The sequence below is a fragment of the Neisseria sp. CP9 genome (assembly GCF_047758525.1).
GTDB lineage: Bacteria > Pseudomonadota > Gammaproteobacteria > Burkholderiales > Neisseriaceae > Neisseria.
The window spans coordinates 271641-297121 of the sequence record NZ_CP180502.1; the positions used below are offsets into that span (position 1 = coordinate 271641).

A 25481-nucleotide genomic window follows, 5' to 3' on the forward strand; every position below is an offset into this window, starting at 1 on the left:
CGACCTTTGCCTATGTTAGAATAAGCCCGTTTTCCATTCACAATCACAAAGGAAACCATCATGGCAAATATTGCCCGCGACATCTTCAAAGCCTACGACATCCGAGGCATTGTCAGCAAAACCCTGACCAACGAAGCCGCCTACCTTATCGGCAAAGCCATCGCCACCAGAGCCGCCGAAAAAGGCATCACCCGCATCGCACTCGGACGCGACGGACGCTTGAGCGGTCCCGAACTGATGGAACACATCCAACGCGGTTTTACCGACAGCGGCATCGACGTCCTCAATGTCGGCATGGTCGCCACCCCCATGCTTTATTTCGCCGCCATCAACGAATGCGGCGGCAGCGGCGTGATGATTACCGGCAGCCATAACCCGCCCGATTACAACGGCTTCAAAATGATGCTCGGCGGCGACACCCTCGCAGGCGAAGCCATCCAAGAACTGCTCGACCTGATCGAAGCCGACAAACTGGTTGCCTCCGACAAAAAAGGCAGCGTGACTGAAAAAGACATCTCCGGCGAATACCACAACCACATCGTCGGCCACGTCAAACTCAAACGCCCCATGAAAATCGCCATCGACGCGGGCAACGGCGTAGGCGGCGCATTCGCAGGCAAACTCTACAAAGGTTTGGGCAACGAAGTGACCGAACTTTTCTGCGAAGTGGACGGCACTTTCCCCAACCACCATCCCGACCCATCCAAACCGAAAAACCTGCAAGATTTGATTGCCGCGCTGAAAAACAGCGATGCCGAAATCGGCTTGGCTTTTGACGGCGATGCCGACCGCTTGGGCGTCGTGACCAAAGACGGCAACATCATCTATCCCGACCGCCAGCTCATGCTGTTCGCCCAAGACGTTTTAAGCCGCAATCCCGGCGCGAAAGTCATCTTCGACGTGAAATCCACCCGCCTGCTGGCTCCGTGGATTAAAGAACACGGCGGCGAAGCCGTCATGGAGAAAACCGGCCACAGCTTCATCAAGTCCGCCATGAAAAAAACCGGCGCGCTGGTTGCCGGCGAAATGAGCGGACACATCTTCTTCAAAGAACGCTGGTTCGGCTTCGACGACGGCATGTACGCCGGTGCACGCCTCTTGGAAATCCTGTCTGCCTTCGATAATCCGTCCGAAGTGTTGAACAGCCTGCCGCAAAGCATTTCCACGCCCGAACTCAACATCGACCTGCCCGAAGGCAGCAACGGCCATCAGGTTATCGACGAACTCGCCGCCAAAGCCAAATTCGAAGGCGCGACCGAAATCATCACCATCGACGGCCTGCGCGTCGAATTCCCCGACGGCTTCGGCCTGATGCGCGCCTCCAATACCACGCCGATTTTGGTGTTGCGCTTCGAGGCAGATTCCGATGAAGCCATTGAGCGGATTCAAAATCAGTTTAAAGCCGTCATCGAAAGCAATCCCGCGCTGAAATGGCCGCTGTAAATTATTGAGGCTTTAAAGTTCGAAAGGTCGTCTGAAAACCAATATTGCAGGTTTTCAGACGACCTTTTATAGTGGATTAACTTTAAATCAGGACAAGGCGAAGCAACACCGTACTGGTTTAAAGTTAATCCACTATATTTCGATGTTTACGCTCTTTAAACTCAGTCAGGGCAACACCCTATTCTTTCAAGCAAATACGCTCAAACTTCCCTATCCAAGACCTTTGACTTCCATCAAACAAAATTATCTTCTTCAAAATATGCCCGCTGTTCTTTGACTAAGAAAATAAATGCGTACACATCCTCATCAAATACCCAAATATTGCTTATTGAATAAATACACAGCTGACACAACAGCGAATTAATGTTTAAAAGTCAAAAAATAGAGCCATTTATCTACAAAATCGCCACCCAATATAATATTAAATGCCAACCATGCCAACACACCCGACTTTATACAAAAAATCCATGCCGTTTTCAGACGACCTCAATCCGATTAAAAGCCTATTTTCCCAAGCATTTCAGGCTACTATGCACAAACAGCTTCTTACAGTATGATGGACTTTTCGATTTTGCCTTAAGCCTGCATGAGTTTCAGCAGCGCAGGCGGCAGGAATCAGGCTTCCAAACAAATCCAACCTCAACTCGGAGTAAACATCATGTTGACCCAGACCCAACAGGTCGATTTGACCCTGCATCATCTCAAAGAGCGCGCCTTGGCAGAATATAGCCCACAACAGCGTGCGACCGTCGAAGCTTCCGAAGACTGGAAACAGTTTGACAGGCGTTTGAACGAGCATTTTCCCAAGCTGATGCACGAGCTGGACAACGTTTACAACGACAACGAAGCCGTCCTGCCCATGCTGGAACAACTGATTGCACAAGCATGGCAAAGCTATTCCCAACGCGACAAGTCTCTGAAAGCCATTGATGCCGCACGCGAGAGCGATCCCGATTGGATTTTGTCTAATAAACAGGTCGGCGGCGTGTGTTATGTCGATTTGTTTGCGGGCGATCTGAAAGGCTTGAAAGCTAAAATCCCTTATTTTCAAGAGCTGGGGCTGACTTATCTGCACATGATGCCCCTGTTTAAATGTCCCGAAGGCAAAAGCGACGGCGGCTATGCGGTCAGCAGCTACCGCGACGTCAATCCGGCTTTGGGTACGATAGACGATTTGCGCGATGTCATTGCCGCGCTGCACGAAGCGGGCATTTCCGCCGTCGTCGATTTCATCTTCAACCATACTTCCAACGAACACGAATGGGCGAAAGGCTGCTCCGCCGGAGATCCGCTTTACGACAATTTCTACTATATTTTCCCCGACCGCTGGATGCCCGACCAATACGACCGCACCCTGCGCGAAATCTTCCCCGACCAGCATCCGGGTGGCTTCTCCCAATTGGAAGACGGACGCTGGGTGTGGACGACGTTCAATTCCTTCCAATGGGATTTGAATTACAGCAATCCTTGGGTATTCCGCGCCATGGCGGGCGAAATGATGTTCCTCGCCAATTTGGGCGTTGACATCCTGCGTATGGACGCCGTTGCCTTCATTTGGAAACAAATGGGCACTTGCTGCGAAAACCTACCGCAAGCCCATGCCTTAATCCGCGCGTTCAACGCCGTCATGCGCATCGCCGCACCTGCCGTGTTCTTCAAATCCGAAGCCATCGTCCACCCCGACCAAGTCGTCCAATACATCGGACAAGACGAATGCCAAATCGGCTACAACCCGCTGCAAATGGCATTGCTGTGGAACACCCTCGCCACCCGCGAAGTCAACCTGCTCCACCAAGCCCTCTCCTACCGCCACAACCTGCCCGACCATACCGCATGGGTCAACTACGTCCGCAGCCACGACGACATCGGCTGGACGTTCGCCGACGAAGACGCATCGCAATTCGGCATTCACGGCTACGACCACCGCCAATTCCTCAACCGTTTCTTCGTCAACCATTTCGACGGCAGCTTCGCGCGCGGCGTCCCTTTCCAATACAACCCCAACACCGGCGACTGCCGCGTCAGCGGCACTGCCGCCGCCCTCGCCGGTCTGGCGCAACACGACCCACACGCCGTTGACCGCATCAAACTCTTGTACAGCATCGCCCTGAGTACCGGCGGTCTGCCGCTGATTTATCTCGGCGACGAAGTCGGCACGCTCAACGACGACGACTGGTCAAGCGACAGCAATAAGAGCGACGACAGCCGCTGGGCGCACCGTCCGCGTTACAACACCGAGTTGTACGAACAACGCCACGATCCGTCAACCGCAGCAGGACAAATCTATCAAGGTCTGCGCCACATGATAGACATCCGCCAAAACAACCCGCGTTTGAACGGCGGTCGTCTGGTTACTTTCAACACCAACAACAAACACATCATCGGCTATATCCGCAACAACGCGCTTTTGGCGTTCGGCAACTTCAGCGAACACCCGCAGACCATCAGCGCGCACACCCTGCAAGCCATGCCCGCCCGCGCCAAAGACCTCATCAGCGGCGAAACCGTGGCATTGAATCAGGATTTGGTGCTGCGCCCCTACCAAGTGATGTGGCTCGAAATCGCCTGATGATTGAGGCAGCTTAAAACGCAAAGGTCGTCTGAAAACCGGTATTGCCCGTTTTCAGACGACCTTTTTGACAAAATATAGTGGATTAAATTTAAACCAGTACAGCGTTGCCTCGTCTTAGCTCAAAGAGAACGATTCTCTAAGGTGCTGAAGCACCAAGTGAATCGGTTCCGTACTATCTGTACTGTCTGCGGCTTCGTCGCCTTGTCCTGATTTAAATTTAATCCACTATACATGGACGCAAGCTCATTCCCTGGTTCCCAATCCAACAATCAAATCTCTAAAAAAGCGTCATTCAACAGCCATTCGGTTCGCATCCCAAAGCCTGAAAGAGCAAGCCGCCTTTCAGACGACCTACTGCCAAATCAGTTACAATTCATCCCTATGAACACGACCGAATCAAACGTTTCGGAAACGCCGCCCGTCCGCCCGTCCCGCTGGCTGCCGCTGCTGTTGGCGATTGCGATTTTCATGCAAATGCTGGACGCGACGATTCTGAACACCGCCCTGCCCGAAATTGCCAAAGATTTCCAAGTATCGCCACTCAATATGCAGCTGGCGGCGATTTCCTATACGCTGACCGTCGCCCTACTGATTCCCTTAAGCGGCTATTTGGTAGACAGGTTCGGCACTAAAAACGTATTTTTCGGTTCGGTCGGCATTTTTATGCTCGGATCGGCATTGTGTGCGGCGGCAACCAATCTGCCCATGCTGGTGATGGCGCGGGTGATTCAGGGCATAGGCGGGTCGATGTTGGTACCCGTACCGCGCCTGACGATTTTGCGCGTGTACGACAAATCCCAACTCTTAAACGCCATCAATTATGCCGTAATGCCCGCTCTAATCGGCCCGATATTCGGTCCTTTGGTCGGCGGCTATTTGGTGGAATACGCATCTTGGCATTGGATTTTCCTGCTTAACCTGCCCATAGGGCTGCTCGGCGTCTTGCTGGGCTGGCGGATTATGCCCGATGTCAAAGGCGAAAATATGGTTCTAGACTTGAGCGGCTACCTGACTTTCGCCTCGGCGGCGTGTCTCTTGATGTTGGCAGTGGAAATGGTGTCCCACTCCGGCGCGGTTTGGTTTTCACTCTTGCTCGCGCTCGGCGGCACAACCTTCACCCTGCTCTACTACCGCCACATGAAAACCGCCGCCAACCCGATTTACGCGGCGGATTTGTTCCAAGTCCGCACCTTCCGGCTGGGTCTGACAGGCAATCTGTTCAGCCGGCTCGGCATCAGTTCCATCCCCTTTTTGCTGCCGCTATTGTTTCAAGTCGCTTTCGGCTTTGCCGCCAGCGTATCCGGCTGGCTGGTCGCACCCGTCGCTTTCGCATCGCTTGCCGTCAAACCGCTCATCAAACCCCTGATGTCGCGCTTCGGCTACCGCAGCGTGTTGATTTGGAACACACGCCTCCTTGCCATATTGATTATGCTGCTTGCCCTACCCGACGCGGACACGTCCTTAAGCGTATGGATTGTCCTGCTGCTCCTGATTGGTACCTGCAACTCCATCCAGTTCTCCGCCATGAACACCCTGACCATCGCCGACCTGCGCGCGCACCAAACCGGCAGCGGCAACAGCCTGATGGCAGTCAACCAACAACTCGCCATCAGCCTCGGCATCGCACTCGGCGCGCTTATCCTGCAAAACTGGTCGCAAAGCAGCTTCACCGCAGGCAACCTCCACCTTTCATTCCGCCTTACCCTCCTTTCCATCGGCTTGATTACACTCATCTCCAGCATCATATTCAGCCGCCTGCACATTTCCGACGGACGCAACCTAACGACTTCAAAAAAATAGGTTAAAATGCGAACCGTATAAACATCGAACTTCTTTTCAGTCGACCCTTCTAAATATAGTGGATTAACAAAAATCAGGACAGGCGACGAAGCCGCAGACAGTACAGATAGTACGGAACCGATTCACTTGGTGCTTCAGCACCTTAGAGAATCGTTCTCTTTGAGCTAAGGCGAGGCAACGCCGTACTGGTTTAAAGTTAATCCAATATAAAAATACCGTTTCAGCGAAAAAGGTCGTCTGAAATGCCCTCAAGAATGAAAAAAATCCATCTCATCCTTATGCTTCCGGTTTTTCTGACAGGTTGCGCCGGTCTCCCCTCACTGGACGAGCGCCCTGAGAGCCACTATCTGGACATCCCCTCCACCCCACGCATGGATGCCCTGCTCAATACCGCCTCTAGCAAAACCAGCGGCGACATTTCCAATGTCTATCTGCTCAACGACGCACACGAAGCCTTCGTCGCCCGCGCCGCTCTGATTGAAGCTGCCGACCACACCCTAGACCTCCAATACTACATCTGGCACAACGACATCTCCGGCAAGCTCATGTTCAACCTTATCCACCGTGCCGCCGAACGCGGCGTACGCGTGCGCCTGCTGCTTGACGACAACAACACCAACGGGCTGGACAACGTCCTGCTCGCTCTCGACAGCCATCCCAATATCGAAATCCGCCTGTTCAATCCCTTCGTCCGCCGCAAATGGCGCGCGCTGGGTTATTTAACAGACTTCCCGCGCCTCAACCGCCGGATGCACAATAAATCCTTCACCGCCGACAACCGTGCCACCATCCTCGGCGGGCGCAATATCGGCGACGAATATTTTAAAGTCGGCGAAGACACCATCTTCGCCGACCTCGACATCCTCGCCACCGGCCGCGTCGTACCCGAAGTTTCCCAAGATTTCGACCGCTATTGGGCAAGCCATTCCTCCTACACCGCCACCAGCATCATCAAAAAAGGCGATATAGAAAAAGGCTTCCAAGAGCTGGGTTACAACGACAAAGACAAAAACGAAACCCTCAGCCGTTACCGCAGCAACATCGAAAATTCCGAACTCTACAAAAAAATGCAGAGCAACAGCATAGACTGGCAAAGCGTCCACACCCGCCTGATCAGCGACGACCCCGCCAAAGGGCTGGACCGCGACCGCCACAAACCGCCCATTTTCGACCGTATGCAGGACGCCCTCAAAACGCCCGAAAAAAGCGTCTATCTCGTTTCGCCTTATTTCGTTCCCACCAAATCAGGTGTGCGCGCGCTTGATCAACTCGTCCAAGCCGGCGTGGACGTAACCGTCCTGACCAACTCGCTCCAAGCAACCGATGTCGCCGCCGTCCACTCAGGCTACGTCAAATACCGAAAACCCCTGCTCAAAGCCGGTGTCAAACTCTACGAGCTGCAACCCAACCACGCTGTCCCCACCACCAAAGACCGCGGTTTGACCGGCAGCTCCGCCACCAGCCTGCACGCCAAAACCTTCATCGTGGACGAAAAACGCGTCTTCATCGGCTCATTCAATCTCGACCCGCGCTCCGCCAGACTCAACACCGAAATGGGCGTCGTCCTCGAAAGCCCCAAAATCGCAGGCGAAATGCAGCGCACCCTCGTCAATACCACCCCCAAATACGCCTATCAGGTTACCCTCGACAAATACAACAAACTGCATTGGTACGACCCCACCACTCAAAAAACCTACTCCACCGAGCCGGAAGCCAAATTCTGGAAACGCGTTACCTCCAAAATCCTCTCCATCCTGCCGATAGAAGGATTGCTGTAAAACCCAAACAAAAGGTCGTCTGAAAACCTGTATTTCAAGTTTTCAGACGACCTCAAGACAAACTGCACAAACATCGACCCGACACAATATCAAGTTACCGCACAAAGCCACGGACTCGTTTTCAACCCGCAATATAGTGGATTAAATTTAAATCAGGACAAGGCGACGAAGCCGCAGACAGTACAGATAGTACGGCAAGGCGAGGCAACGCCGTACTGGTTTAAAGTTAATCCACTATACATTAGCCTGCCGATAAAACCGAACATTATCAAAAACAAACCAGTCTGCTCACTCATCTGCGCCAAACCGTATTTTTCGTTTTTCTCGCCCTTCCGTTCTTTACGCCCATATTCGTAGAAACAGAAAAACCTTTTTCAGACGACCTCATGCAGACCTCATCTGAAACGCCCCTAAAAAGGAATCCCATGAAACCGATTATCCGCACCGCCCTGACCGCCGCCATCATCCTGCCCCTCGCCTCCTGCGGCCTTTTTTCCGGCAAACATCATCCAAAGACCAAAACCCACACCACCGCCCGAACCGTCCAACCCGTCCGCATCGGCAACATCGACCGCACTCAAGGCTCGCAAGAACTTATGCTGCACAGCATGGGGCTAGTCGGCACGCCTTACAGATGGGGCGGCAGCAGCACTGCCACCGGCTTCGACTGCAGCGGCATGATTCAATTCGTCTATAAAAACGCCCTCGGTGTCAGCCTCCCGCGAACCGCCCGCGACATGGCGGCAGCCAGCCGCAAAATCCCCGACAACCAATTAAAAGCCGGCGACCTCGTCTTTTTTAACACAGGCGGTTCATCCCAATATTCCCACGTCGGTCTCTACATCGGCAACGGCGAATTTATCCACGCCCCAAGCAGCGGCAAAACCATCAAAACCGAAAAACTCTCCAGCCCGTATTACGCCAAACATTATCTCGGCGCGCATACTTTCTTTACGGAATAAGGCATACAGCGGGATTCTTTATCCATTAAGACAAGACGACAAAGCAAACCAAAGTCGTTAACGTAATCTCAATTCCAATACAGCAAATCAAAAAGGTCGTCTGAAAACCTGTCTTTCAAGTTTTCAGACGACCTTTTCGTCAAATCCATTCAAACACCGCCGTCAGCAGCGTCCCAACCAAACCGCTCTTTTCCTACCCAAGCAGTTTCATCAAGAAAGCCACTGATTACATAACGCAATATCTGAATAATCAGCAGCGTCCTCTGAATCAATCCAATTAGAATCTTAAGCCTGCAAAGAAGCGCGATTTTCCAGAACTTGGTCAATCAAGCCGTATTCTTTGGCTTCTTCGGCGGACATGAAGTTGTCGCGGTCAGTGTCGCGTTCCAAATCTGCCAAGTCGCGGCCGCAGTGTTTCGCCATCAGGCGGTTGAGTTTCTCTTTGATTTTCAACAGCTCGCGGGCATGGATTTCAATGTCGGATGCCTGACCGCCCAAACCGCCGCTGATCAAAGGCTGGTGAATCATGATACGGCTGTTCGGCAGGGCGAAACGTTTGCCTTTCTCTCCTGCCGAGAGCAGGAATGCGCCCATGCTTGCCGCTTGTCCCAAGCACAAAGTGGAGACGTTGGGCTTGATGAAATTCATGGTGTCGTAAATCGACATACCTGCCGTTACTGAACCGCCGGGAGAATTGATATAGAAGAAAATATCTTTGTCCGGATTTTCACTTTCCAAAAACAACAGCTGGGCAACCACCAAATTGGCGGACTCGTCGGTTACCGGGCCGATCAAAAATACGATGCGCTCTTTCAAAAGGCGCGAGTAAATATCAAATGCACGCTCGCCGCGTCCGCTTTGTTCGATAACGGTAGGAACGAGGTAATTATTGAAATCGAAGGACATTTTTGTCTCCTGTCAATGTTGCGAAAGCACCAAAGGAACGCTTTGGTGCTTTCAAGTTGTCTGTTTCAGACGACCTTTTGAAGATGATTAGGCTTGTGCGCCCATCACTTCGTCAAAAGACAAAGCTTTTTCGGTTACTTTGGCTTTGCCCAAAACGAAATCAACAACGTTGCTTTCTACTGCCAAAGAAGTCGGACCTTGCAGGCGGGAAGGCTCTGCGTAGTACCAGTCGATCACTTCTTGAGGATCTTCGTAGCTTTCTGCGAAGTTGGCAACAACAGCTTTGATTTGCTCTTCAGTTGGTTCCAGTTTGTTTTCGTCAACCAGTTTTGCCAAAATCAAGCCCAGAGATACGCGGCGTTCGGCTTGCTCTTTGAACATGTCCAAAGGCAGATCCAAGTTGGCAGCGTCAGCCATGCCTTGGTTGACAAAGTTTTGTTTCATTTCGTTTGCCAAGCGGGCGGCTTCTTCATTTACCAAAGCCACAGGCGCTTTCAGCTCTACGGCTTTGAGCAGCGCGCTCATTACAGATTCTTTGGTTTGTTCGTTCACGCGGCGTTCAACTTCGCGGCCTACGTTTTTCTTCACTTCTTCGCGCATTTTGGCAACGTCGCCGTCGGCGATACCCAATGCTTTGGCGAAGTCGGCATCGACTTCAGGCAGAGTGGGTTCGGATACGTTGTTCAATGTGATGGTGAAGACAGCGGATTTACCGGCAACGTCTTTACCGTGGTAGTCTTCGGGGAAATTGACGGTAACGTCTTTGCTTTCGCCTGCCTTCATACCGACTACACCTGCTTCAAATTCAGGCAGCATTTGACCTGCGCCCAATACGAAGGCGTAGTTTTTGGATGCGCCGCCTGCAAAAGGTTCGCCGTCGATTTTGCCTTCGAAGTCGATGATGACGCGGTCGCCGTTTTGGGCTTCGCGCTCAACATGGTTGAAGCGGGTGCGTTGTTTGCGCAGGATTTCTACGGTTTGGTCCACTTCGACATCGCCGACGGAAGCGGTTACTTTTTCGACTTCTTGTGCAGACAAATCGCCGATAACGACTTCAGGGAACACTTCGAAAATCGCAGCGATTTTCAGGGATTCTTTATCGTCTTGTTCTTCAACGCCTTCGAAACGCGGATAGCCGGCAACTTTCAATTCTTGGGCAACGGCAACATCGTAGAAGCGGCGTTGAACCATTTCATTGATGACTTCATTTTGAGCGCTTGCACCGTACATTTGGGCAATCATTTTTAAAGGTGCTTTACCCGGACGGAAACCGTCGATTTTTGCACGGCGTTGGGTTTGTTTCAGTTTTTTATCGGTTTCTGCGTTGATTTCGGACCAAGGCAGAGACAGCACTACTTTGCGTTCCAGATTTTCTAAAGTTTCAACAGTTACGCTCATCGTAAGACCTTAATTTGTTGTGTTAAATAAAAAATGGGAATCCTTTTGCCAATGATGACTGCAAAAGCGGCTCCGACCCATCAGGGCTTTTATCGTCCGTTGCTTGCAAAAGGCAGGAAAATTAGCTGGCTAGTATATCACAATGTTTGATTGACTGGATAATATAGTGGATTAACTTTAAACCAGCACGGCGTTGCCTCGCCTTGTCCTGATTTAAATTTAATTCACTATATCGTCGAAAGGCGGGCTGATTTTGCCGCGATAAAATAAGGTATTGAATCCGACATCATAAAAAGGTCGTCTGAAAACAGATATAACCAGTTTTCAGACGACCTTTGGTAATTATTGAGATCACAACTGGTCTTTTTGCGACAAAATCCTGCGGCTGCCGTTGATGTCTGCGGGGGAAACGACACCGGCGTTTTCGAGCGCTTCCATCAGGTTGGCGGCGCGGTTGTAGCCGATGCGCAACTGGCGTTGCAGGGAGGAGATGGAAGTTTTTTTGCTTTCCAAAATGTAGGCGACGGCTTGGTCGAACAATTCGTCGCTGCCCGCATTCGGATTGACGATATTGGTGGTTTCCAGCGCGGCCTCACCACTGAGCAGACCTTCGATATAGTCGGCAGGGGCTTGCGATTTGACGTAGTTGACGACTTGATGCACTTCGTCGTCTGAAACGAACGCGCCTTGCAGGCGGGTCGGCTCGGCGCTACCCGGTTGCAGGAACAGGGAGTCGCCGTATTTCAGCAGCTCGTCCGCGCCCATCTGGTCGAGGATGGTGCGGCTGTCGATTTTACTTTGTACGGTAAACGCCATACGCGTCGGGATGTTGGCCTTAATCAGGCCTGTGACGACATCGACGCTCGGACGCTGAGTCGCGACAATCATATGGATACCGGCGGCGCGCGCTTTCTGGGCGAGGCGGGCGATTTGTTGCTCGACGGCTTTGCGTTCGGTCATCATCAGGTCTGCCAACTCGTCGATAACGACCACAATCATCGGCAGTTTTTCCAGCGGTTCGGGATCGTCCGGATTCAGGCTGAACGGGTTGGGCATGGGTTTGCCCGATGCTTTGGCGGCTTCGACTTTTTGGTTGAAGCCTTCCAAGTTGCGCACGCCGGCGTGGGAAAGCAGGCGGTAGCGTTTTTCCATTTCGGCGACACACCAGTTCAACGCCTGCCCCGCTTCGCGCATATCGGTAACGACAGGGCAAAGTAAATGCGGAATGCCGTCGTAAATGCTCAATTCGAGCATTTTCGGGTCAATCATAATAAAGCGGACTTCGTCGGGCGTGGCTTTGAAAAGCATGGACATAATCATGCCGTTCACGCCGACGGATTTACCCGAACCGGTCATACCGGCGACCAAAAGATGCGGCATTTTTGCCAAATCGCCGACGACGGGCGTACCAGCGATGTCTTTGCCCAACGCAACGGTCAGCTTGGATTTGGCTTCGGTAAACACGGGCGAAGACAAGATTTCGCTCAACATCACATCTTGGCGTTTTTCGTTGGGCAACTCGATACCCATCGTGTTTTTGCCCGCAATGGTTTCCACGATGCGCACGGCTTGAAGCGACATGGAACGCGCCAAGTCTTTAGACAAAGCAACGATTTGGCTGCCTTTTATGCCTTGCGCGGGTTCGATTTCATAACGCGTAATCACAGGGCCGGAAGTGGCGGACACAACTTGCACGCCGATGCCGAATTCTGCCAGCTTGGACTCAATCAGTTCGGCAGTGCGCTCCAATTCGGCAGGATTGATGCTGACGGGTTCTCCGTTGGGCAGGCGCAGCAGGCTCATGCTGGGTTTGTGGTATTCGCCTGTCTGTTGCGACTCGTTGTCTTCAAACAAAGAAGCCTGAGTTTTGGGCGGCGGCGCAACGGAGACCGCGACGGATTTGCGGTTGCTGGTGCTGCCTGCAAGCGGGGCAACGGGCGTGGCGGTGATGTTTTTGGCTTCTTTCACCATGCGGCGGGTGTTTTCCGTTTCCAATGCTTCGGCGGTCGAGCCGTCGTCTTTTCGTCTGCCCAATGTCTTTTTCAGACGACCCCAAATGCCTGAAAACAGGCTTTCGGTATTGCGTCCTGTTTTCGCCATGACTTCCAGCCAAGACACTTGCGCAAGCAAGGAAACAGAAAGCAGCAGCATGACGCACATAATCAGCAGGCTGCCTGATTTGCCCAACAGCCAAGCCAAGCCCGAACCTGCCAAAGCACCGACCAAACCGCCCGCACCGACAGGCAGGGTTTCGTCCAAGGTATTTTGAAGGGTGAAGTATTCGAGAATCGGGCTGCACACCAAAAGCAGGAACAAAGCCAGCGCGGCAACGCCGTGGTTGTAGGATTTGTAGTTTTCACGCTTTTGCAGCGGGCGGAAATTTTTATAGAGGAAAACGCACGAAGCGGCGATCCACCACCAAAACGACAAACCAAAGAGATAATAGCCGACATCGGAAACATACGCGCCGAACAGCCCGCCGAAGTTGGCGATGCCGTCCGGTTTCGGCACACTGCGCGACCATGCGGGGTCGGTCATTTTGAAGCTGGCGAGGGAAATGGCGATGAAGACCGTTACCATCAGCCCGAAGAGCCACAGCGCGTCGTTAATCAGATTAACAACGTGTTCGGGGCGCGCTTTTTTTTCTTCATTTTTTTGCAACGCTTTGGCAGCCTTCAAACGCTCGGAAACCTTGTTCGGCTCGGTCTGCGCCTTCGTTTGGCTTTGACGGCGCGTAGTCGGTTTGGCGTTTGTTTTGGCTTTCGGCTTTGATGCGGTTTTAGAGGATTTTGCGGTCATGGATGGATTTTTGATATTCGGTATAGGTCGTCTGAAAAGGGAAAACCGACGGGGAATCAATCCGTCGGGTGTAATGTGTGTTGGGTTCAAATTATACCGTATTTACCGTTTCTGATAAAACAAGGTCGTCTGAAAAGGTTTTCAAACGACCTCATTATTCAGCTTTCAGCCGTCAGTCTTTCAATGACTGCTCTACGGCATTGCGGACTTTATCGGCAGCCGCTTCGATTTCGGATTGTGCAACTTCGGAAACGGTTTGCACCGGAGCGGTTTGTGTTGAAACGGTTTGCGCTGAAACAGGCGTTTCCGTTTGTGCAGCGGCAGGCGGCGGTGTTTCAGTCGGTGCGGCAGCTTCCGGAGCTTGGAGCGGCAGGCGCGCCAAAACGGTGTTCACGCCGGTGACTTTGTCGCCGATGGCAACTTGTGCCTGCGCGTCAACCGGCAGATACATATCAACGCGCGAACCGAAGCGGATAAAGCCGTAGCGTTCTCCGCGGGTCAGTTTCTCGCCCACTTTGGTGTAACACAAAATACGGCGGGCAACCAAGCCTGCGACTTGGACGAAGGTGATTTCGCGGCCTGAAGCAGTGGTCGCCAGTACGGCGTTGCGTTCGTTTTCGGTACTGGCTTTGTCCAAGTCGGCATTTAGGAATTTACCTTTATTGTATTCGACGGCTGTCACGGTGCAGTCGGCAGGCGATTTTTGCGAGTGGACGTTGAAGACGTTCATGAACACGCTGATTTTCAACGCTTCGGTATCACGGTAAGGATCGCGCGCGCGTTCGACGACGACGATGCGTCCGTCAACGGGGCTTAAAATCGCTTCGGGGTCTTGCGGGATTTCGCGTGCGGGATCGCGGAAAAATTGCAGGGCAAATACGGTGAAAATCCAAAACGGCAGCGACCACCAGCCGCAGCAGGCGGACACCAGCAAACTCAATACCAAACCGCCGCCGATAAACGGCCAGCCCTCGCGGGCGATAATCGGGTGGGGGTACAGACGGTTCATAATTTTCCTTTTCTATTCAAATTTTGCCGCCATTATAGCGGAATATCCTACAAAGGTCGTCTGAACGCTGTTTCAGACGACCTTTTATCTTTTTGTATTTATGGTTATCCGGCAACGCCGCTGTTTTCCAAAACATCCAAGATGTTTTTCAGGCTGGCGGAATCGAGCTGGCCGGGGGCGGAGGCGGTTCCTGCAGTGCCGAACGTGATGGTGGAGCCGAAGGTTGAACCTGCGATGCGGCTGATGAGTCCGAGTTTGCCCATGGAGATGGTAACAATCGGGCGGTTTGCAGTTTGACGTGCTTCCCAAGTAGCATCCAAAAGCGTCAGGACATCGGCGGGGCTTTGGGGCATCACGGCGATTTTGCAGATGTCTGCGCCTGCCTCTTCCATTTTTTTCAGACGACCTGTGATGTCCGATTTGGCGGGCGTTTGATGGAAATCGTGGTTGCTCATCAGGACGGTGGTGTTGTGCGCTTTGGCTGCGGCAACCGCTTGGCGGACTTCGCTTTCTCCGGCGGAAAGTTCGATGTCGATGATGTCGATGATGTCTGAAGCGGCGGCTTTATCGAGCAACTCGAAATAATACGCTTTGCTGCAAGGGTATTCGCCGCCTTCCTCCGCGCGTCTGAAGGTAAACAGCAGCGGGGTTTCGGGAAACACATGGCGCACTGCGGCGGCTTGCGCAAGCAGGTATTCGGGGTTGCCTGCTTGGGCGAAATAGTCGGCTCTGAACTCGATAATATCGAAACAGGCGTGTTCGAGATTTTTCAGGGCGGCGGATAAGGCTGCTTCGTCTCGGGCAACTAAGGGAACGGCGATTTTCGGCTGTCCGCTGCCGAGCGTGAGATGGCGGATGGTCAGGGTTTTCATGGTTTTTCTGCTGTATCGGTACGATGGCTGTCGAGCAGCGGATCGGGGAACGGTGTCCAAACGACGCCGTTGATGCCGCTTTCGGTCAGGCGGCGGTTGAGCCAGCTGTTGCACGTATTGAAAAGATGGTAGCGTCCTTCTGCCTCGTAGAATGCGTCGTCAGCGCTGTAATGCGCACCGGCGACGGGGATGGCTTTGCCTGCTTTCAATTTGAAATGGCGCATCAGGTTGGCACTCAGGCGGCGGTATTGTTCGCGACTGACGGTAAATTTGACGGTATTTTCGCCTTCGCGCGGCGACTCGCGGTAGTAGATGGCGTGAATCAGCGTGCTGTTGACCCCGCTTAACGCCTGTACTGCCGTAGAGGCGGTCAAATCCGACCACTGCGGCGTGTTCAAATAGAAATTGCGCTCGCCCCAGCCTATGCCGACGTAGCGGATGGGCGCATCGCCTTGCCCTGCGGGGCTGTCGGCAGGATTGATGATGCTGGTCCAGTCGAAAAGGTCGTCTGAAAGCGGCATGACGATGTCGGCGTGTACGCCGTTGCTGTTCAGGTAAAGTGTGACGTCGCCGTCGGAGGCGGTGCCGTCTTGTGGAATTTTACCGAGGATGTAGGCGGCGGCAAAGTAAAGGATGGCGGCGATGATAAACGCCAACAGTGCTTTCAGGAAGATTTTGAATATTTTTTTCATTGACGTGACGGCGTCGTTAAAGATGCGGCATCATATCACGATAACGGCATGTTTTAGGCATTTCAGACGACCTTAACGCTTTAACTACAAAGGAGGTCGTCTGAAAATCAACAAATAGATATTTTTAGTTTCCCATCAATCCGTTTTCGTAAAAACCGCGCCCGATTGTTAACATTATATTTACACTACACGCGATTACAAATATACTCGTCGCCATGCTGCACGGCTTTTTTTGACTGAAATCCAAAGCCTGCGAACGTCCCGACGCGGGAAACAAGAAAAACCGATTCAGTGAAATCAATAAAAAAGCAATGTCAGGCGATGAGCCCAAGCATCCGCGGTTTTAGTGATTTCACGTTATGCTTCAGAGGAATACTCCATGGACTTACATGCAAAGGACAAAACCCAGCATCCTGAGAATGTCGAGTTACTCAGTGCGCAAAAGCCGATTACCGACTTTAAAGGTCTGCTGACCACCATCATCTCCGCCGTCGTCTGTTTCGGCATTTACCACATCCTGCCGTACAGTACCGATGCCAACAAAGGCATCGCGCTGTTGATTTTCGTTGCCGCGCTTTGGTTTACCGAAGCCGTCCACATCACGGTAACCGCATTGATGGTGCCGATTCTCGCCGTCGTGCTCGGCTTCCCCGATATGGACATCAAAAAAGCGATGGCGGGCTTTGCCGATCCGACGATTTACATCTTCTTCGGCGGCTTCGCGCTTGCTACCGCCCTGCACATGCAGCGTCTCGACCGTAAAATCGCCGTCAGCCTCCTGCGCCTGTCGCGCGGCAATATGAAAGTCGCGGTGTTGATGTTGTTTATCGTTACTGCCTTCCTGTCCATGTGGATCAGCAATACCGCCACCGCCGCCATGATGCTGCCTTTGGCAATGGGTATGATGAGCCACCTCGACCAAGAAAAAGAACGCAAAACCTATGTTTTCGTCTTACTCGGCATCGCCTACTGCGCCAGTATCGGTGGTTTGGGTACCGTGGTCGGTTCGCCGCCTAACATGATTGCCGCCAAAGCTCTGAATCTGGACTTCGTCGGCTGGATGAAACTCGGCTTGCCAATGATGTTGTTGATTCTGCCGCTGATGCTGTTCTCCATGTACGTCATCCTCAAGCCTAATCTGAACGAGCGCGTCGAAGTTAAAGCCGAATCTATTCCGTGGACGCTGCACCGCGTGATCGCGCTGTTGATTTTCTTGGCTGCTGCCGTGGCTTGGGTATTCAGTTCCAAAATCAAAGAAGCGTTCGGTATTTCCAACCCCGATACTGTCATCGCCCTGATTGCCGCCGTCGCCGTCGTCGTATTCGGCGTGGCGCAATGGAAAGAAGTCGCCCGCAATACCGACTGGGGTGTATTGATGCTCTTCGGCGGTGGTATCAGCTTGAGCGCGCTGCTGCAATCTTCCGGCGCATCCGAAGCATTGGGTCAGCAGGTTGCCTCCACTTTCTCCCATTCGCCTGCATTACTGGTGATTTTCGTGGTTGCCGCCTTCATCATCTTCCTGACCGAGTTCACCAGTAACACCGCTTCTGCCGCGCTGCTCGTACCCATTTTCGCCAGCATCGCCACGCAAATGGGGCTGCCTGAACAAGTTTTGGTATTCGTTATCGGCATCGGCGCATCTTGTGCCTTCATGCTGCCGGTTGCCACGCCGCCCAACGCTATTGTGTTCGGTACCGGCTTGATTAAGCAACGAGAAATGATGAACGTCGGCTTGCTGCTGAACGTCCTCTGTATCGTATTGGTTGCGCTGTGGGCTTATTTCGTCCTGATGCCGTAAACCCGTAAAACCCTAGCCAAGGTCGTCTGAAAGAATATTTTTCAGACGACCTTGAAGTTTTTCCGCCCAGCACCATTTCCAAAAAGATTCTTAACGAAAGGAAACCCATGATTATCCTGCACACTAACAAAGGCGACATCAAAATCGAACTCGATTTCGACAAAGCCCCCGTTACCGCCAAAAACTTCGAGCAATACGTCAAAGACGGCTTCTACGACGGCGTAATCTTCCACCGCGTCATCAAAGGTTTCATGATTCAAGGCGGCGGCATGGACGAGAACATGAACGAAAAAGAAACCCGCGAGCCGATTCAAAACGAAGCGTCCAACGGCCTGCCCAACGAGAAATACACCATCGCTATGGCGCGTACTTCCGACCCGCATTCTGCCAGCGCGCAATTCTTCATCAACACCGCCGACAACGCCTTCCTGAACTTCCGTTCTAAAGAACTGTACGGCAAAACCGTCGTCCAAGACTGGGGCTACGCCGTATTCGGCAAAGTGGTCGATGGTTTTGATGTAGTCGATGCCATTGAAGGCGTCGCCACCAAACGCCACGGCTACCACGACGACGTACCGACCGAACCTGTCGTCATCACCAAAGCCGAAGTGGTATAAATTTGACGCGTTACATCCCATAACGCAAAAAGCAGCCTGAAACGGGCTGCTTTTTTATTGGGTCAGTTTTATTGGTTTAGTGTTTGCACACCATCTGCCGAACTTATTTTCAGACGACCTTTTGTACAGAAACCGTTGATTCTATATTCCATCCCAAATCGCCCCATATCGAAAGACGATTTAATCCGCCATGGATTTTCGTTACAATAAAGCAGATTTTGTTCACAGAAAGCCCATCATGCAGATTCAACCCTACCAAGCCGACATTGCCGAAAGAATGCTGATCGGAACGACCGGCGAAACCATTCATCCCGATGCCCAATTCGTTCACACCGAAAACGGCTATTGGATTGCGTGGCATGACCAAACCGCCGCCCTACTCGCCCCCGATACGCCGCCCGATATTCCCTGCTTTTGGGTCGAAGGCGCGCAAAGCCTCGAAGAGCTTGTCGCGCTGGTTGAAAACGGCGAATTTGACGAAATGGAAGAATTCGACGGCGACGACGAAAGCTGGCACGAAGCGGCTTCCGGATGCAGCGGCGGACACCACGACCATCAATGCGGATGCGAACACTGATGACCATAAAAGTCCTTCTACTTCCCGTGTTCCTCAGTTTAGCACTCAGCGGCTGTATCGTCACCAGCGCCGTCAATCTGGCAGCAACTACCGTCATGACTGCAGGTAAAATCGCCGTCAAAGGCACAGGCGCGTTAATCAATGCCGCCATTCCCGACAAGGACAAAAAGAAGGACAAAGAAAAGAAATCCCGCGAACAACAAGTGGATGATTATGTAGAAGAACCGAGCGAAGAATAAGCAGCCGCGCCCACACCGACGGCTACAAAACCATTCAAACAAAAGGTCGTCTGAAACGGCAAACCGTTTTTTAGACGACCTTTTTTGCTGCTGTCGATACCTTATCAAACTGTCAGGCTTAAAACCCGTTTTCCATCATGATTTCGCCTGGTATGCGGTTGCGGTGCATGGCGAAGCCCAAGTCCATCAGGGCTTGGAATGTGTCTTTGACCATGGCGGGATTACCGCAGACCATAAAGCGCGTATCCGCTTTGGTGAACTTGAATCCCACGTATGCTTCGAGGCTGCCGTCTTTCAGCAGTTCGGGAATGCGCTTGCCGCTCAACGCGCCTTCGGTTTCCTCGCGCGTGGTGATTGGGACAAAGCGGAATTTGTGGAAATATTCGCCAATCAGCGGATGGTCTTTCAACGCTTCAACACGTCGTCTGAAAATCAGTTCATCGGCGAAAGAAACCGAGTGCGCCAAAATCAAGCGGTCGAAACGCTGCCAGATTTCGGGCTGCTCGATGATGGAAAGGAAAGGCGCGATGCCAGAACCCGTGCAGAGCATGACCAAGTCCTTGCCGTCGGGGAAACGTTCGGGCAGGAGGAAGCCGGTAGCCGTCTTATCTAGCAAAATAGTATCGCCCTCTTTCATCGCGGCAAACCGCGCGGACATGGGACCGCCCTCGATCAAAACGGCAAAATATTCAAGCGTGTCGGCGTATTCGGCGGACACGACGGAATACGCGCGCCAGATAAAACCTTCGCCGTCGCGAAACCCGAGCCGCGAAAACTGTCCTGCCGAGAAGCGGTAGGATTCAGGGCGGCTGATGGCAAAAGTCATCAGTTTGGGCGTATGGTGTTTGATCCACAGGACTTTTTCTTCGGTGAACTTTGCTTCGGGCGAGGCTGCCATAATGGGGATCCTTGTGTGTGCGGGATGGGAAACGGAAGGTATTATACCCGTTCGCTTGACGAAAAGTCGTCTGAAAACCTGATTATCCGGTTTTCAGACGACCTTTTATATAGTGGATTAACTTTAAACCAGTACGGCGTTACCTCGCCTTGCCGTACTATCTGTACTGTCTGCGGCTTCGTCGCCTTGTCCTGATTTAAATTTAATCCACTATAATTAACGGTAAACTCAAAATTTACGGCTCACGGCGCAGGCGCATGGTTTTGCCGTTTTGCTCCAAAATCAAATCATCGCCGTCGAAACGATAGTTCCACACGCTTCTCATGTTCAAGAAAGCCTCTTCCAACTTCATGTTTTCACACAACATCATTGACGTCGCAATCGGACCGAAATCGATTTTGCCCGAACCGACTTCTTTTGCTTGGAGCATCAAATGATTACAACCCATCTTGCCATGTGCCTTGGGCATTTTGCTCAAATCCAAAAAAGCCGTTCTGCCCGCCAAATCTTTTTCGGTGAATTTATCGAAAGACACCACAACCCATTTCGCCGCCAAAGCCGACGTTGACGCTTGACGCGGTTCGGATGGTTTTTCAGACGACGTGACAGGTTGGGATGATTGCGTTTTTTCAGCAGGCGAAGTACAGGCGATCAGAATGATTGCGGTCATAAGGGTGGGGATCAGGGTTTTCATGATTTTGCCTTTCTAACGTGAGGTCAGCTAAAAGGTCGTCTGAAACCGCTTTAGCAAACCCCGCTACGCACTTTTCAGACGACCTATTTGTCTTTACAGCGTCGTATCCAAAGCTTTGGAAATATCGTTCCAAATATCGTCCACCTCTTCAATGCCGATGGAGAAGCGCAGCAGGCCGACTTTGATGCCCATTTCCATTTTCACATCATGCGGCACGCCGCTGTGGGACTGGGAATAGCAATGGTTGACCAGACTTTCGACACCGCCGAGGCTGGATGCCATTTTGACCAGTTTCATGTTTTTAATCACGCTGTTTGCCGCTTCGCGCGTGTCGTTTTTGAGGTAAACCGTTACCACGCCGCCTATGCCTTTGGGCATTTGGGTTTTCGCCAGTTCGTAATGTTCGTGCGACGGCAGGCCGGGATAAAACACTTTTTCTATGGCGGGATGGGCTTCAAGGCGGCGGGCGATGTCGAGCGCGTTTTTGCAGTGCGCTTCCATGCGCAGGGCGAGCGTTTTGATGCCGCGCAACACCAGCCAGCAGTCCATCGGGCCGGCAATCGCACCGGTATGCACCATCATGTCGTGCAACGGTTTTGCCAGTTCTTTGGTTTTGACGGCGACGATGCCCATCAATACGTCGGAGTGTCCGCAAAGGTATTTGGTGGCGGAGTGAAACACGATGTCGCAGCCCATTTCCAAAGGTTGTTGCAGATACGGCGTGGCGAAGGTGTTGTCGATGCCGACGAGCGCGCCGGCGGCGTGGGCTTTGGCGGCAAGCGCTTTGATGTCCACCAATCTCAATAGCGGATTGGACGGAGTTTCCAGCCAAACCAGTTTCACATTGTACGCGGCAAGCAGCTCGTCCAAGCGGTCGGAGTTGCCCAAATCGGCAAAGACGACGTTTACGCCCCACTCTTTATAGACGTCAACCAGCAAGTCATACGCACCGCCGTAAATATCGGTGACGGCGACAATGGTATCGCCCGGGCGCAGGAATGTACGCCACACGGCATCAATGCCCGCCATGCCGCTGGAAAAGGCAAAACCCGCCGCCCCGCGTTCCAAATCGGCAACCGTGTCTTCCAAAACCTGACGGGTCGGATTGCTCAGACGCGAATAGCGGTAGGGAACCTGCTCGCCGATTTCGTGCAGCGCGAACATACTGTTCTGATAAATCGGCGGCATCAGCGCGCGGTTGTGTTCGTCGCAATCGTAGCTGGAATGGATGACTTTGGTGGCAAATTTCATCTCGGTTCAACCTTGTAAAGATGTGAATAATTCAGGATTTTATCACTATCCGAAAAATAGAAACAATCAATGCGGACACGGTTTGCAAGTGATATAATCTCGCATTTACAAAACGGACGGCATGAATCCGTTTCCAAACGACACACATCCCAGCAATCCGACAATTAAGGACAAACAACGCATGAACGCCATTGCAGACGTGCAATCCAGCCGAGATTTACGCAATCTGCCGATTAACCAGGTCGGTATCAAAGACCTGCGCTTTCCGATTACTTTGAATACCGCCGAAGGCAGCCAATCCACCGTCGCCCGCCTGACCATGACGGTTTTCCTGCCCGCCGACCAAAAAGGCACGCATATGTCGCGCTTCGTGGCGTTGATGGAACAACAAACCGAAGCTTTGGATTTCGACAGGCTGCACAAACTGACTGCCGAAATGGTTGCCCTTTTAGACTCCCATTCCGGCAAAATCAGCGTTTCCTTCCCATTTTTCCGCAAAAAATCCGCACCTGTTTCCGGCATCCAATCCCTGCTGGACTACGACGTTACCCTGACGGGCGAAATCAAAAACGGAACATACAGCCATAATTTGAAAGTTATGGTGCCCGTGACCTCTTTGTGTCCGTGTTCCAAAGAAATTTCCCAATACGGCGCGCACAACCAACGCTCGCACGTTACCGTCAGCCTGACTGCCAACGCCGAAGTCGGTATCGAGGAAATCATCGATTGCGTGGAAGCGCAGGCAAGCTGCCAGCTTTACGGCCTGCTCAAACGCCCCGATGAAAAATACGTTACCGAAAAAGCCTATGAAAACCCGAAATTCGTGGAAGACATGGTGCGCGACGTAGCCACCGCGCTCATTGCCGACGGACGCATCGAAAGCTTCATCGTCGAAAGCGAAAACTTCGAATCGATACACAACCACTCGGCTTATGCCTATATTGCTTACCCTTAAATAAGCAAAAAAAATCGAAAAGGTCGTCTGAAACCTGTGAAATCAGGTTTTCAGACGACCTTTCCCGTTCCAATCGGCTATGAAAAAGAGACAATCCGACGGGCATCATCTATCCGGCAGTCCGATAATCCCCCTCGCAACGATATAGTTGATTAACTTTAAACCAGTACGGCGTTGCCTCGCCTTAGCTCAAAGAGAACGATTCTCTAAGGTGCTGAAGCACCAAGTGAATCGGTTCCGTACTATCTGTACTGTCTGCGGCTTCGTCGCCTTGTCCTGATTTTTGTTAATCCACTATAAAAAACAATCGTTGCTTTTAATATAAATTAAGGCCTATAAACGGCTGCTGCGTTTATAATGCGCCTGTTTAACCCTTCCACAGAGAAGACGCCATGAAAAAACTCCTTTACTTCTTTACCGCCTTTTTTGCCCTGTGTTCCAGCGCGTTCGCTGTGAACGCGGATGATTTGCTGCCGCCTGAAAAAGCGTTCGTGCCGCAAGTGAACGTTACCGACAAAGGCATCAACGTCGAATTCAAAATCGCCGACGGCTACTATATGTACCAATCGAAAATCGTCGCCGCCACCGCGCCTGAAGGCGTATTGGCCGAACCGGTTTTCAGCAAAGGCGAACTCAAAGAAGATGAGTTTTTCGGCAAACAAACCGTGTTCCACCGCGCCGCTCAGGTCAACTGGCCTTACAAAAAAGCCGCGCCGACCTACAAGCTGACGCTGACTTATCAAGGTTGTGCCGAAGCCGGCGTATGTTACCCGCCCGTCGACACATCTTTTGAGATTAAAGGCAACGGCCTGTATAAGACGCAAAGCGACGAACCCATATCCGCCAAAGACCGCTTTCTTCAACCCGATTCCGCCAAACCATCCCCCGCCGCCGCGCCTAAAGCCTCGCAAAACGATGACAACAGCCGCTTCAAATTATCGTGGGACACATTAAACGCCAACCTGTTGGCGTTTTTTACCGCAGGGGTATTCTTGAGCTTTACCGCCTGTATGTATCCGCTTTTACCGATAGTCTCCAGCATCATCGTCGGCGATAAAACCGCCGGTAAAGGTCGCGCCTTCGCGCTGTCCGTAGCGTATGTGCAAGGTTTGGCACTGACCTACACGCTGGTCGGCGTCATCGCAGGCTTGACAGGCGCGCTTCTGACCGTATGGCTGCAACAGGCATGGGTCGTCCTTGCCGCTGCAGGCCTGATGGTCGTCCTCGCGCTTTCCATGTTCGGACTCTTCAACATCCAACTGCCCAACGCCGTCCAATCCTATTTCCAAAACCAAAGCAGCAAACTCTCCGGAGGCAAAATCTTCTCCGTCTTCGTCATGGGCATACTCTCCGCGCTGATCGTCGGTCCCTGCGTCGCCCCGCCGCTCGGATTCGCCTTGGGCTATATCGGACAAACCGGTGATGCCGTTTTGGGCGGACTGGCGTTGTATGTCTTAGCACTCGGCACCGGCGTTCCGCTGATCCTCATCGGCACATTCGGCGGCCACGTCCTACCGAAAGCAGGCGACTGGATGAACGGCATCAAATACGCCTTCGGCTTCATCCTGCTTGCCGTTGCCGTTTACCTCGCCACACCGCACCTGCCCTACTACCTCGTTGTCGCGCTTTACACCCTGCTCATGATCGTCCCCGCCATCATGTTGCTGATTAAATCTAGCAAACAAAAAGGTCGTCTGAAAACCGCAGCCTCCGTTTTAGGCTTCCTGCTCATCATCGGCGGCGCATGGTTCGGCTGGCAAAGCGCAAACAAACAAACCACCGCCCTGCACCACTTCCTGACACTCTCGCCCCCGTCCGAAGCAGGCAAAACGACCGACCACGGCAAAATGTTCACCGACGTCGTCGAACTTAAAGCCGCCATGGACGCCGCATTGAAAGCCAACCCCGACAAACCCGTCGTTTTGGATTTCTATGCCGACTGGTGTATTGCCTGCAAAGAAATGGCAAACTACACGCTCAACCAGCCGCAAGTGCATGAAGCCGTCGATATGGAACGCTTCTTCCAAATCGACGTAACCGCCAACACGCCCGAACATCAGGCACTCTACAAAGAATACGGAATCTACGGCCCGCCGGGCATTTTCGCCATCCACGCCGACGGCCGCCGCAGCGACCCTTTGCTCGGCTTCGCCAAACCGGACGAATTCATCAACTGGTACAAACAAAACGAAAAATAAAGACGAAAGGTCGTCTGAAAACC

The 25481-nt window shown here is 52.4% G+C and carries 19 protein-coding genes and 1 pseudogene; 11 read left to right on the forward strand and 9 right to left on the reverse strand.

The features are described 5' to 3' along the window. Positions 1-60: 60 nt before the first annotated feature. The 5 genes from ACMYUL_RS01260 (at position 61) to ACMYUL_RS01280 (ending at position 8555) form a co-directional block, all read left to right on the forward strand. Positions 61-1443, forward strand: a complete 1383-nt coding sequence (locus ACMYUL_RS01260) for a phosphomannomutase/phosphoglucomutase (protein ID WP_415771660.1) — start codon at positions 61-63, stop codon at positions 1441-1443. A gap of 658 nt (positions 1444-2101) precedes the next feature. Continuing rightward, the gene (locus tag ACMYUL_RS01265; RefSeq protein ID WP_415771662.1) at positions 2102-4012 is read left to right on the forward strand and encodes an alpha-amylase family protein; all 1911 of its coding nucleotides are present in this window, start codon (positions 2102-2104) and stop codon (positions 4010-4012) included. A gap of 384 nt (positions 4013-4396) precedes the next feature. Continuing rightward, complete coding sequence (locus ACMYUL_RS01270) at positions 4397-5815, forward strand: MFS transporter (RefSeq protein WP_415771664.1); 1419 nt, start codon at positions 4397-4399, stop codon at positions 5813-5815. Positions 5816-6069: 254 nt separating this feature from the next. Next, positions 6070-7593: a phospholipase D family protein gene (locus tag ACMYUL_RS01275; protein ID WP_415771666.1), complete on the forward strand. Its 1524-nt coding sequence runs from the start codon at positions 6070-6072 to the stop codon at positions 7591-7593. A gap of 425 nt (positions 7594-8018) precedes the next feature. Beyond that, positions 8019-8555, forward strand: a complete 537-nt coding sequence (locus tag ACMYUL_RS01280) for a C40 family peptidase (RefSeq protein ID WP_342031257.1) — start codon at positions 8019-8021, stop codon at positions 8553-8555. 285 nt (positions 8556-8840) lie between these two features. Here ACMYUL_RS01280 and clpP read toward each other — a convergent pair whose 3' ends face one another. The 6 genes and pseudogenes from clpP to ACMYUL_RS01310 all read right to left on the reverse strand — a co-directional run bounded on the left by clpP (position 8841) and on the right by ACMYUL_RS01310 (position 16231). Next, positions 8841-9461 (reverse strand): ATP-dependent Clp endopeptidase proteolytic subunit ClpP, encoded by a 621-nt coding sequence (clpP, locus tag ACMYUL_RS01285; protein WP_003742152.1) that lies wholly within the window; start codon positions 9459-9461, stop codon positions 8841-8843. An 87-nt stretch (positions 9462-9548) separates the two neighbouring features. Continuing rightward, on the reverse strand, positions 9549-10859 hold the full coding sequence (gene tig, locus ACMYUL_RS01290; protein WP_342031258.1) for a trigger factor: 1311 nt from the start codon (positions 10857-10859) through the stop codon (positions 9549-9551). 351 nt (positions 10860-11210) lie between these two features. Continuing rightward, positions 11211-13559, reverse strand: a pseudogene (locus ACMYUL_RS01295) (DNA translocase FtsK); the annotation flags it as partial. Between the two features lie 271 nt (positions 13560-13830). Further along, a complete protein-coding gene (locus ACMYUL_RS01300) occupies positions 13831-14667 on the reverse strand; it encodes a phosphatidylserine decarboxylase (RefSeq protein ID WP_342031260.1) in 837 nt (278 codons plus the stop codon). A gap of 104 nt (positions 14668-14771) precedes the next feature. Beyond that, positions 14772-15539, reverse strand: a complete 768-nt coding sequence (aroD, locus tag ACMYUL_RS01305) for a type I 3-dehydroquinate dehydratase (RefSeq protein ID WP_070514946.1) — start codon at positions 15537-15539, stop codon at positions 14772-14774. Then, positions 15536-16231 (reverse strand): TIGR02117 family protein, encoded by a 696-nt coding sequence (locus tag ACMYUL_RS01310; protein WP_415771670.1) that lies wholly within the window; start codon positions 16229-16231, stop codon positions 15536-15538. The genes aroD and ACMYUL_RS01310 overlap by 4 nt, the downstream gene beginning before the upstream one ends. 379 nt (positions 16232-16610) lie before the next feature. On the opposite strand from ACMYUL_RS01310, the gene ACMYUL_RS01315 reads away from it, so the two are divergent. The 4 genes from ACMYUL_RS01315 (at position 16611) to ACMYUL_RS01330 (ending at position 19462) form a co-directional block, all read left to right on the forward strand. Further along, a complete protein-coding gene (locus tag ACMYUL_RS01315) occupies positions 16611-18029 on the forward strand; it encodes an SLC13 family permease (protein ID WP_308905590.1) in 1419 nt (472 codons plus the stop codon). Between the two features lie 107 nt (positions 18030-18136). Then, positions 18137-18646: a peptidylprolyl isomerase gene (locus ACMYUL_RS01320; protein ID WP_003743061.1), complete on the forward strand. Its 510-nt coding sequence runs from the start codon at positions 18137-18139 to the stop codon at positions 18644-18646. Positions 18647-18884: 238 nt separating this feature from the next. Continuing rightward, positions 18885-19223 (forward strand): hypothetical protein, encoded by a 339-nt coding sequence (locus ACMYUL_RS01325; RefSeq protein ID WP_003759680.1) that lies wholly within the window; start codon positions 18885-18887, stop codon positions 19221-19223. After that, positions 19223-19462 carry an NF038104 family lipoprotein gene (locus ACMYUL_RS01330; RefSeq protein ID WP_070514942.1) on the forward strand — a complete coding sequence of 80 codons (240 nt, stop codon included), beginning with the start codon at positions 19223-19225 and terminating at the stop codon, positions 19460-19462. Before ACMYUL_RS01325 ends, ACMYUL_RS01330 begins: the two co-directional genes overlap by 1 nt. 118 nt (positions 19463-19580) lie before the next feature. Here ACMYUL_RS01330 and ACMYUL_RS01335 read toward each other — a convergent pair whose 3' ends face one another. The 3 genes from ACMYUL_RS01335 to ACMYUL_RS01345 all read right to left on the reverse strand — a co-directional run bounded on the left by ACMYUL_RS01335 (position 19581) and on the right by ACMYUL_RS01345 (position 22305). Beyond that, positions 19581-20360, reverse strand: coding sequence for a ferredoxin--NADP reductase (locus tag ACMYUL_RS01335; protein ID WP_342031261.1), 780 nt, complete (start codon positions 20358-20360; stop codon positions 19581-19583). Positions 20361-20595: 235 nt separating this feature from the next. Further along, on the reverse strand, positions 20596-21054 hold the full coding sequence (locus ACMYUL_RS01340; RefSeq protein WP_342031262.1) for an META domain-containing protein: 459 nt from the start codon (positions 21052-21054) through the stop codon (positions 20596-20598). Positions 21055-21147: 93 nt separating this feature from the next. Then, positions 21148-22305 (reverse strand): trans-sulfuration enzyme family protein, encoded by a 1158-nt coding sequence (locus ACMYUL_RS01345; protein ID WP_070514938.1) that lies wholly within the window; start codon positions 22303-22305, stop codon positions 21148-21150. 181 nt (positions 22306-22486) lie between these two features. On the opposite strand from ACMYUL_RS01345, the gene folE2 reads away from it, so the two are divergent. Continuing rightward, positions 22487-23260 carry a GTP cyclohydrolase FolE2 gene (folE2, locus tag ACMYUL_RS01350; protein ID WP_049227827.1) on the forward strand — a complete coding sequence of 258 codons (774 nt, stop codon included), beginning with the start codon at positions 22487-22489 and terminating at the stop codon, positions 23258-23260. A gap of 392 nt (positions 23261-23652) precedes the next feature. Next, complete coding sequence (gene dsbD / locus ACMYUL_RS01355; protein ID WP_342031263.1) at positions 23653-25458, forward strand: protein-disulfide reductase DsbD; 1806 nt, start codon at positions 23653-23655, stop codon at positions 25456-25458. The last annotated feature ends 23 nt before the right edge of the window (positions 25459-25481 follow it).

Excerpts from the sequence above, each read along its gene's own strand:
- ACMYUL_RS01260 (WP_415771660.1), top strand. The coding sequence starts at position 61 with ATGGCAAATATTGCCCGCGACATCTTCAAAGCCTACGACATCCGAGGC.
- ACMYUL_RS01265 (WP_415771662.1), top strand. The coding sequence starts at position 2,102 with ATGTTGACCCAGACCCAACAGGTCGATTTGACCCTGCATCATCTCAAA.
- ACMYUL_RS01270 (WP_415771664.1), top strand. The coding sequence starts at position 4,397 with ATGAACACGACCGAATCAAACGTTTCGGAAACGCCGCCCGTCCGCCCG.
- ACMYUL_RS01275 (WP_415771666.1), top strand. The coding sequence starts at position 6,070 with ATGAAAAAAATCCATCTCATCCTTATGCTTCCGGTTTTTCTGACAGGT.
- ACMYUL_RS01280 (WP_342031257.1), top strand. The coding sequence starts at position 8,019 with ATGAAACCGATTATCCGCACCGCCCTGACCGCCGCCATCATCCTGCCC.
- clpP (WP_003742152.1), bottom strand. The coding sequence starts at position 9,461 with ATGTCCTTCGATTTCAATAATTACCTCGTTCCTACCGTTATCGAACAA.
- tig (WP_342031258.1), bottom strand. The coding sequence starts at position 10,859 with ATGAGCGTAACTGTTGAAACTTTAGAAAATCTGGAACGCAAAGTAGTG.
- ACMYUL_RS01300 (WP_342031260.1), bottom strand. The coding sequence starts at position 14,667 with ATGAACCGTCTGTACCCCCACCCGATTATCGCCCGCGAGGGCTGGCCG.
- aroD (WP_070514946.1), bottom strand. The coding sequence starts at position 15,539 with ATGAAAACCCTGACCATCCGCCATCTCACGCTCGGCAGCGGACAGCCG.
- ACMYUL_RS01310 (WP_415771670.1), bottom strand. The coding sequence starts at position 16,231 with ATGAAAAAAATATTCAAAATCTTCCTGAAAGCACTGTTGGCGTTTATC.
- ACMYUL_RS01315 (WP_308905590.1), top strand. The coding sequence starts at position 16,611 with ATGGACTTACATGCAAAGGACAAAACCCAGCATCCTGAGAATGTCGAG.
- ACMYUL_RS01320 (WP_003743061.1), top strand. The coding sequence starts at position 18,137 with ATGATTATCCTGCACACTAACAAAGGCGACATCAAAATCGAACTCGAT.
- ACMYUL_RS01325 (WP_003759680.1), top strand. The coding sequence starts at position 18,885 with ATGCAGATTCAACCCTACCAAGCCGACATTGCCGAAAGAATGCTGATC.
- ACMYUL_RS01330 (WP_070514942.1), top strand. The coding sequence starts at position 19,223 with ATGACCATAAAAGTCCTTCTACTTCCCGTGTTCCTCAGTTTAGCACTC.
- ACMYUL_RS01335 (WP_342031261.1), bottom strand. The coding sequence starts at position 20,360 with ATGGCAGCCTCGCCCGAAGCAAAGTTCACCGAAGAAAAAGTCCTGTGG.
- ACMYUL_RS01340 (WP_342031262.1), bottom strand. The coding sequence starts at position 21,054 with ATGAAAACCCTGATCCCCACCCTTATGACCGCAATCATTCTGATCGCC.
- ACMYUL_RS01345 (WP_070514938.1), bottom strand. The coding sequence starts at position 22,305 with ATGAAATTTGCCACCAAAGTCATCCATTCCAGCTACGATTGCGACGAA.
- folE2 (WP_049227827.1), top strand. The coding sequence starts at position 22,487 with ATGAACGCCATTGCAGACGTGCAATCCAGCCGAGATTTACGCAATCTG.
- dsbD (WP_342031263.1), top strand. The coding sequence starts at position 23,653 with ATGAAAAAACTCCTTTACTTCTTTACCGCCTTTTTTGCCCTGTGTTCC.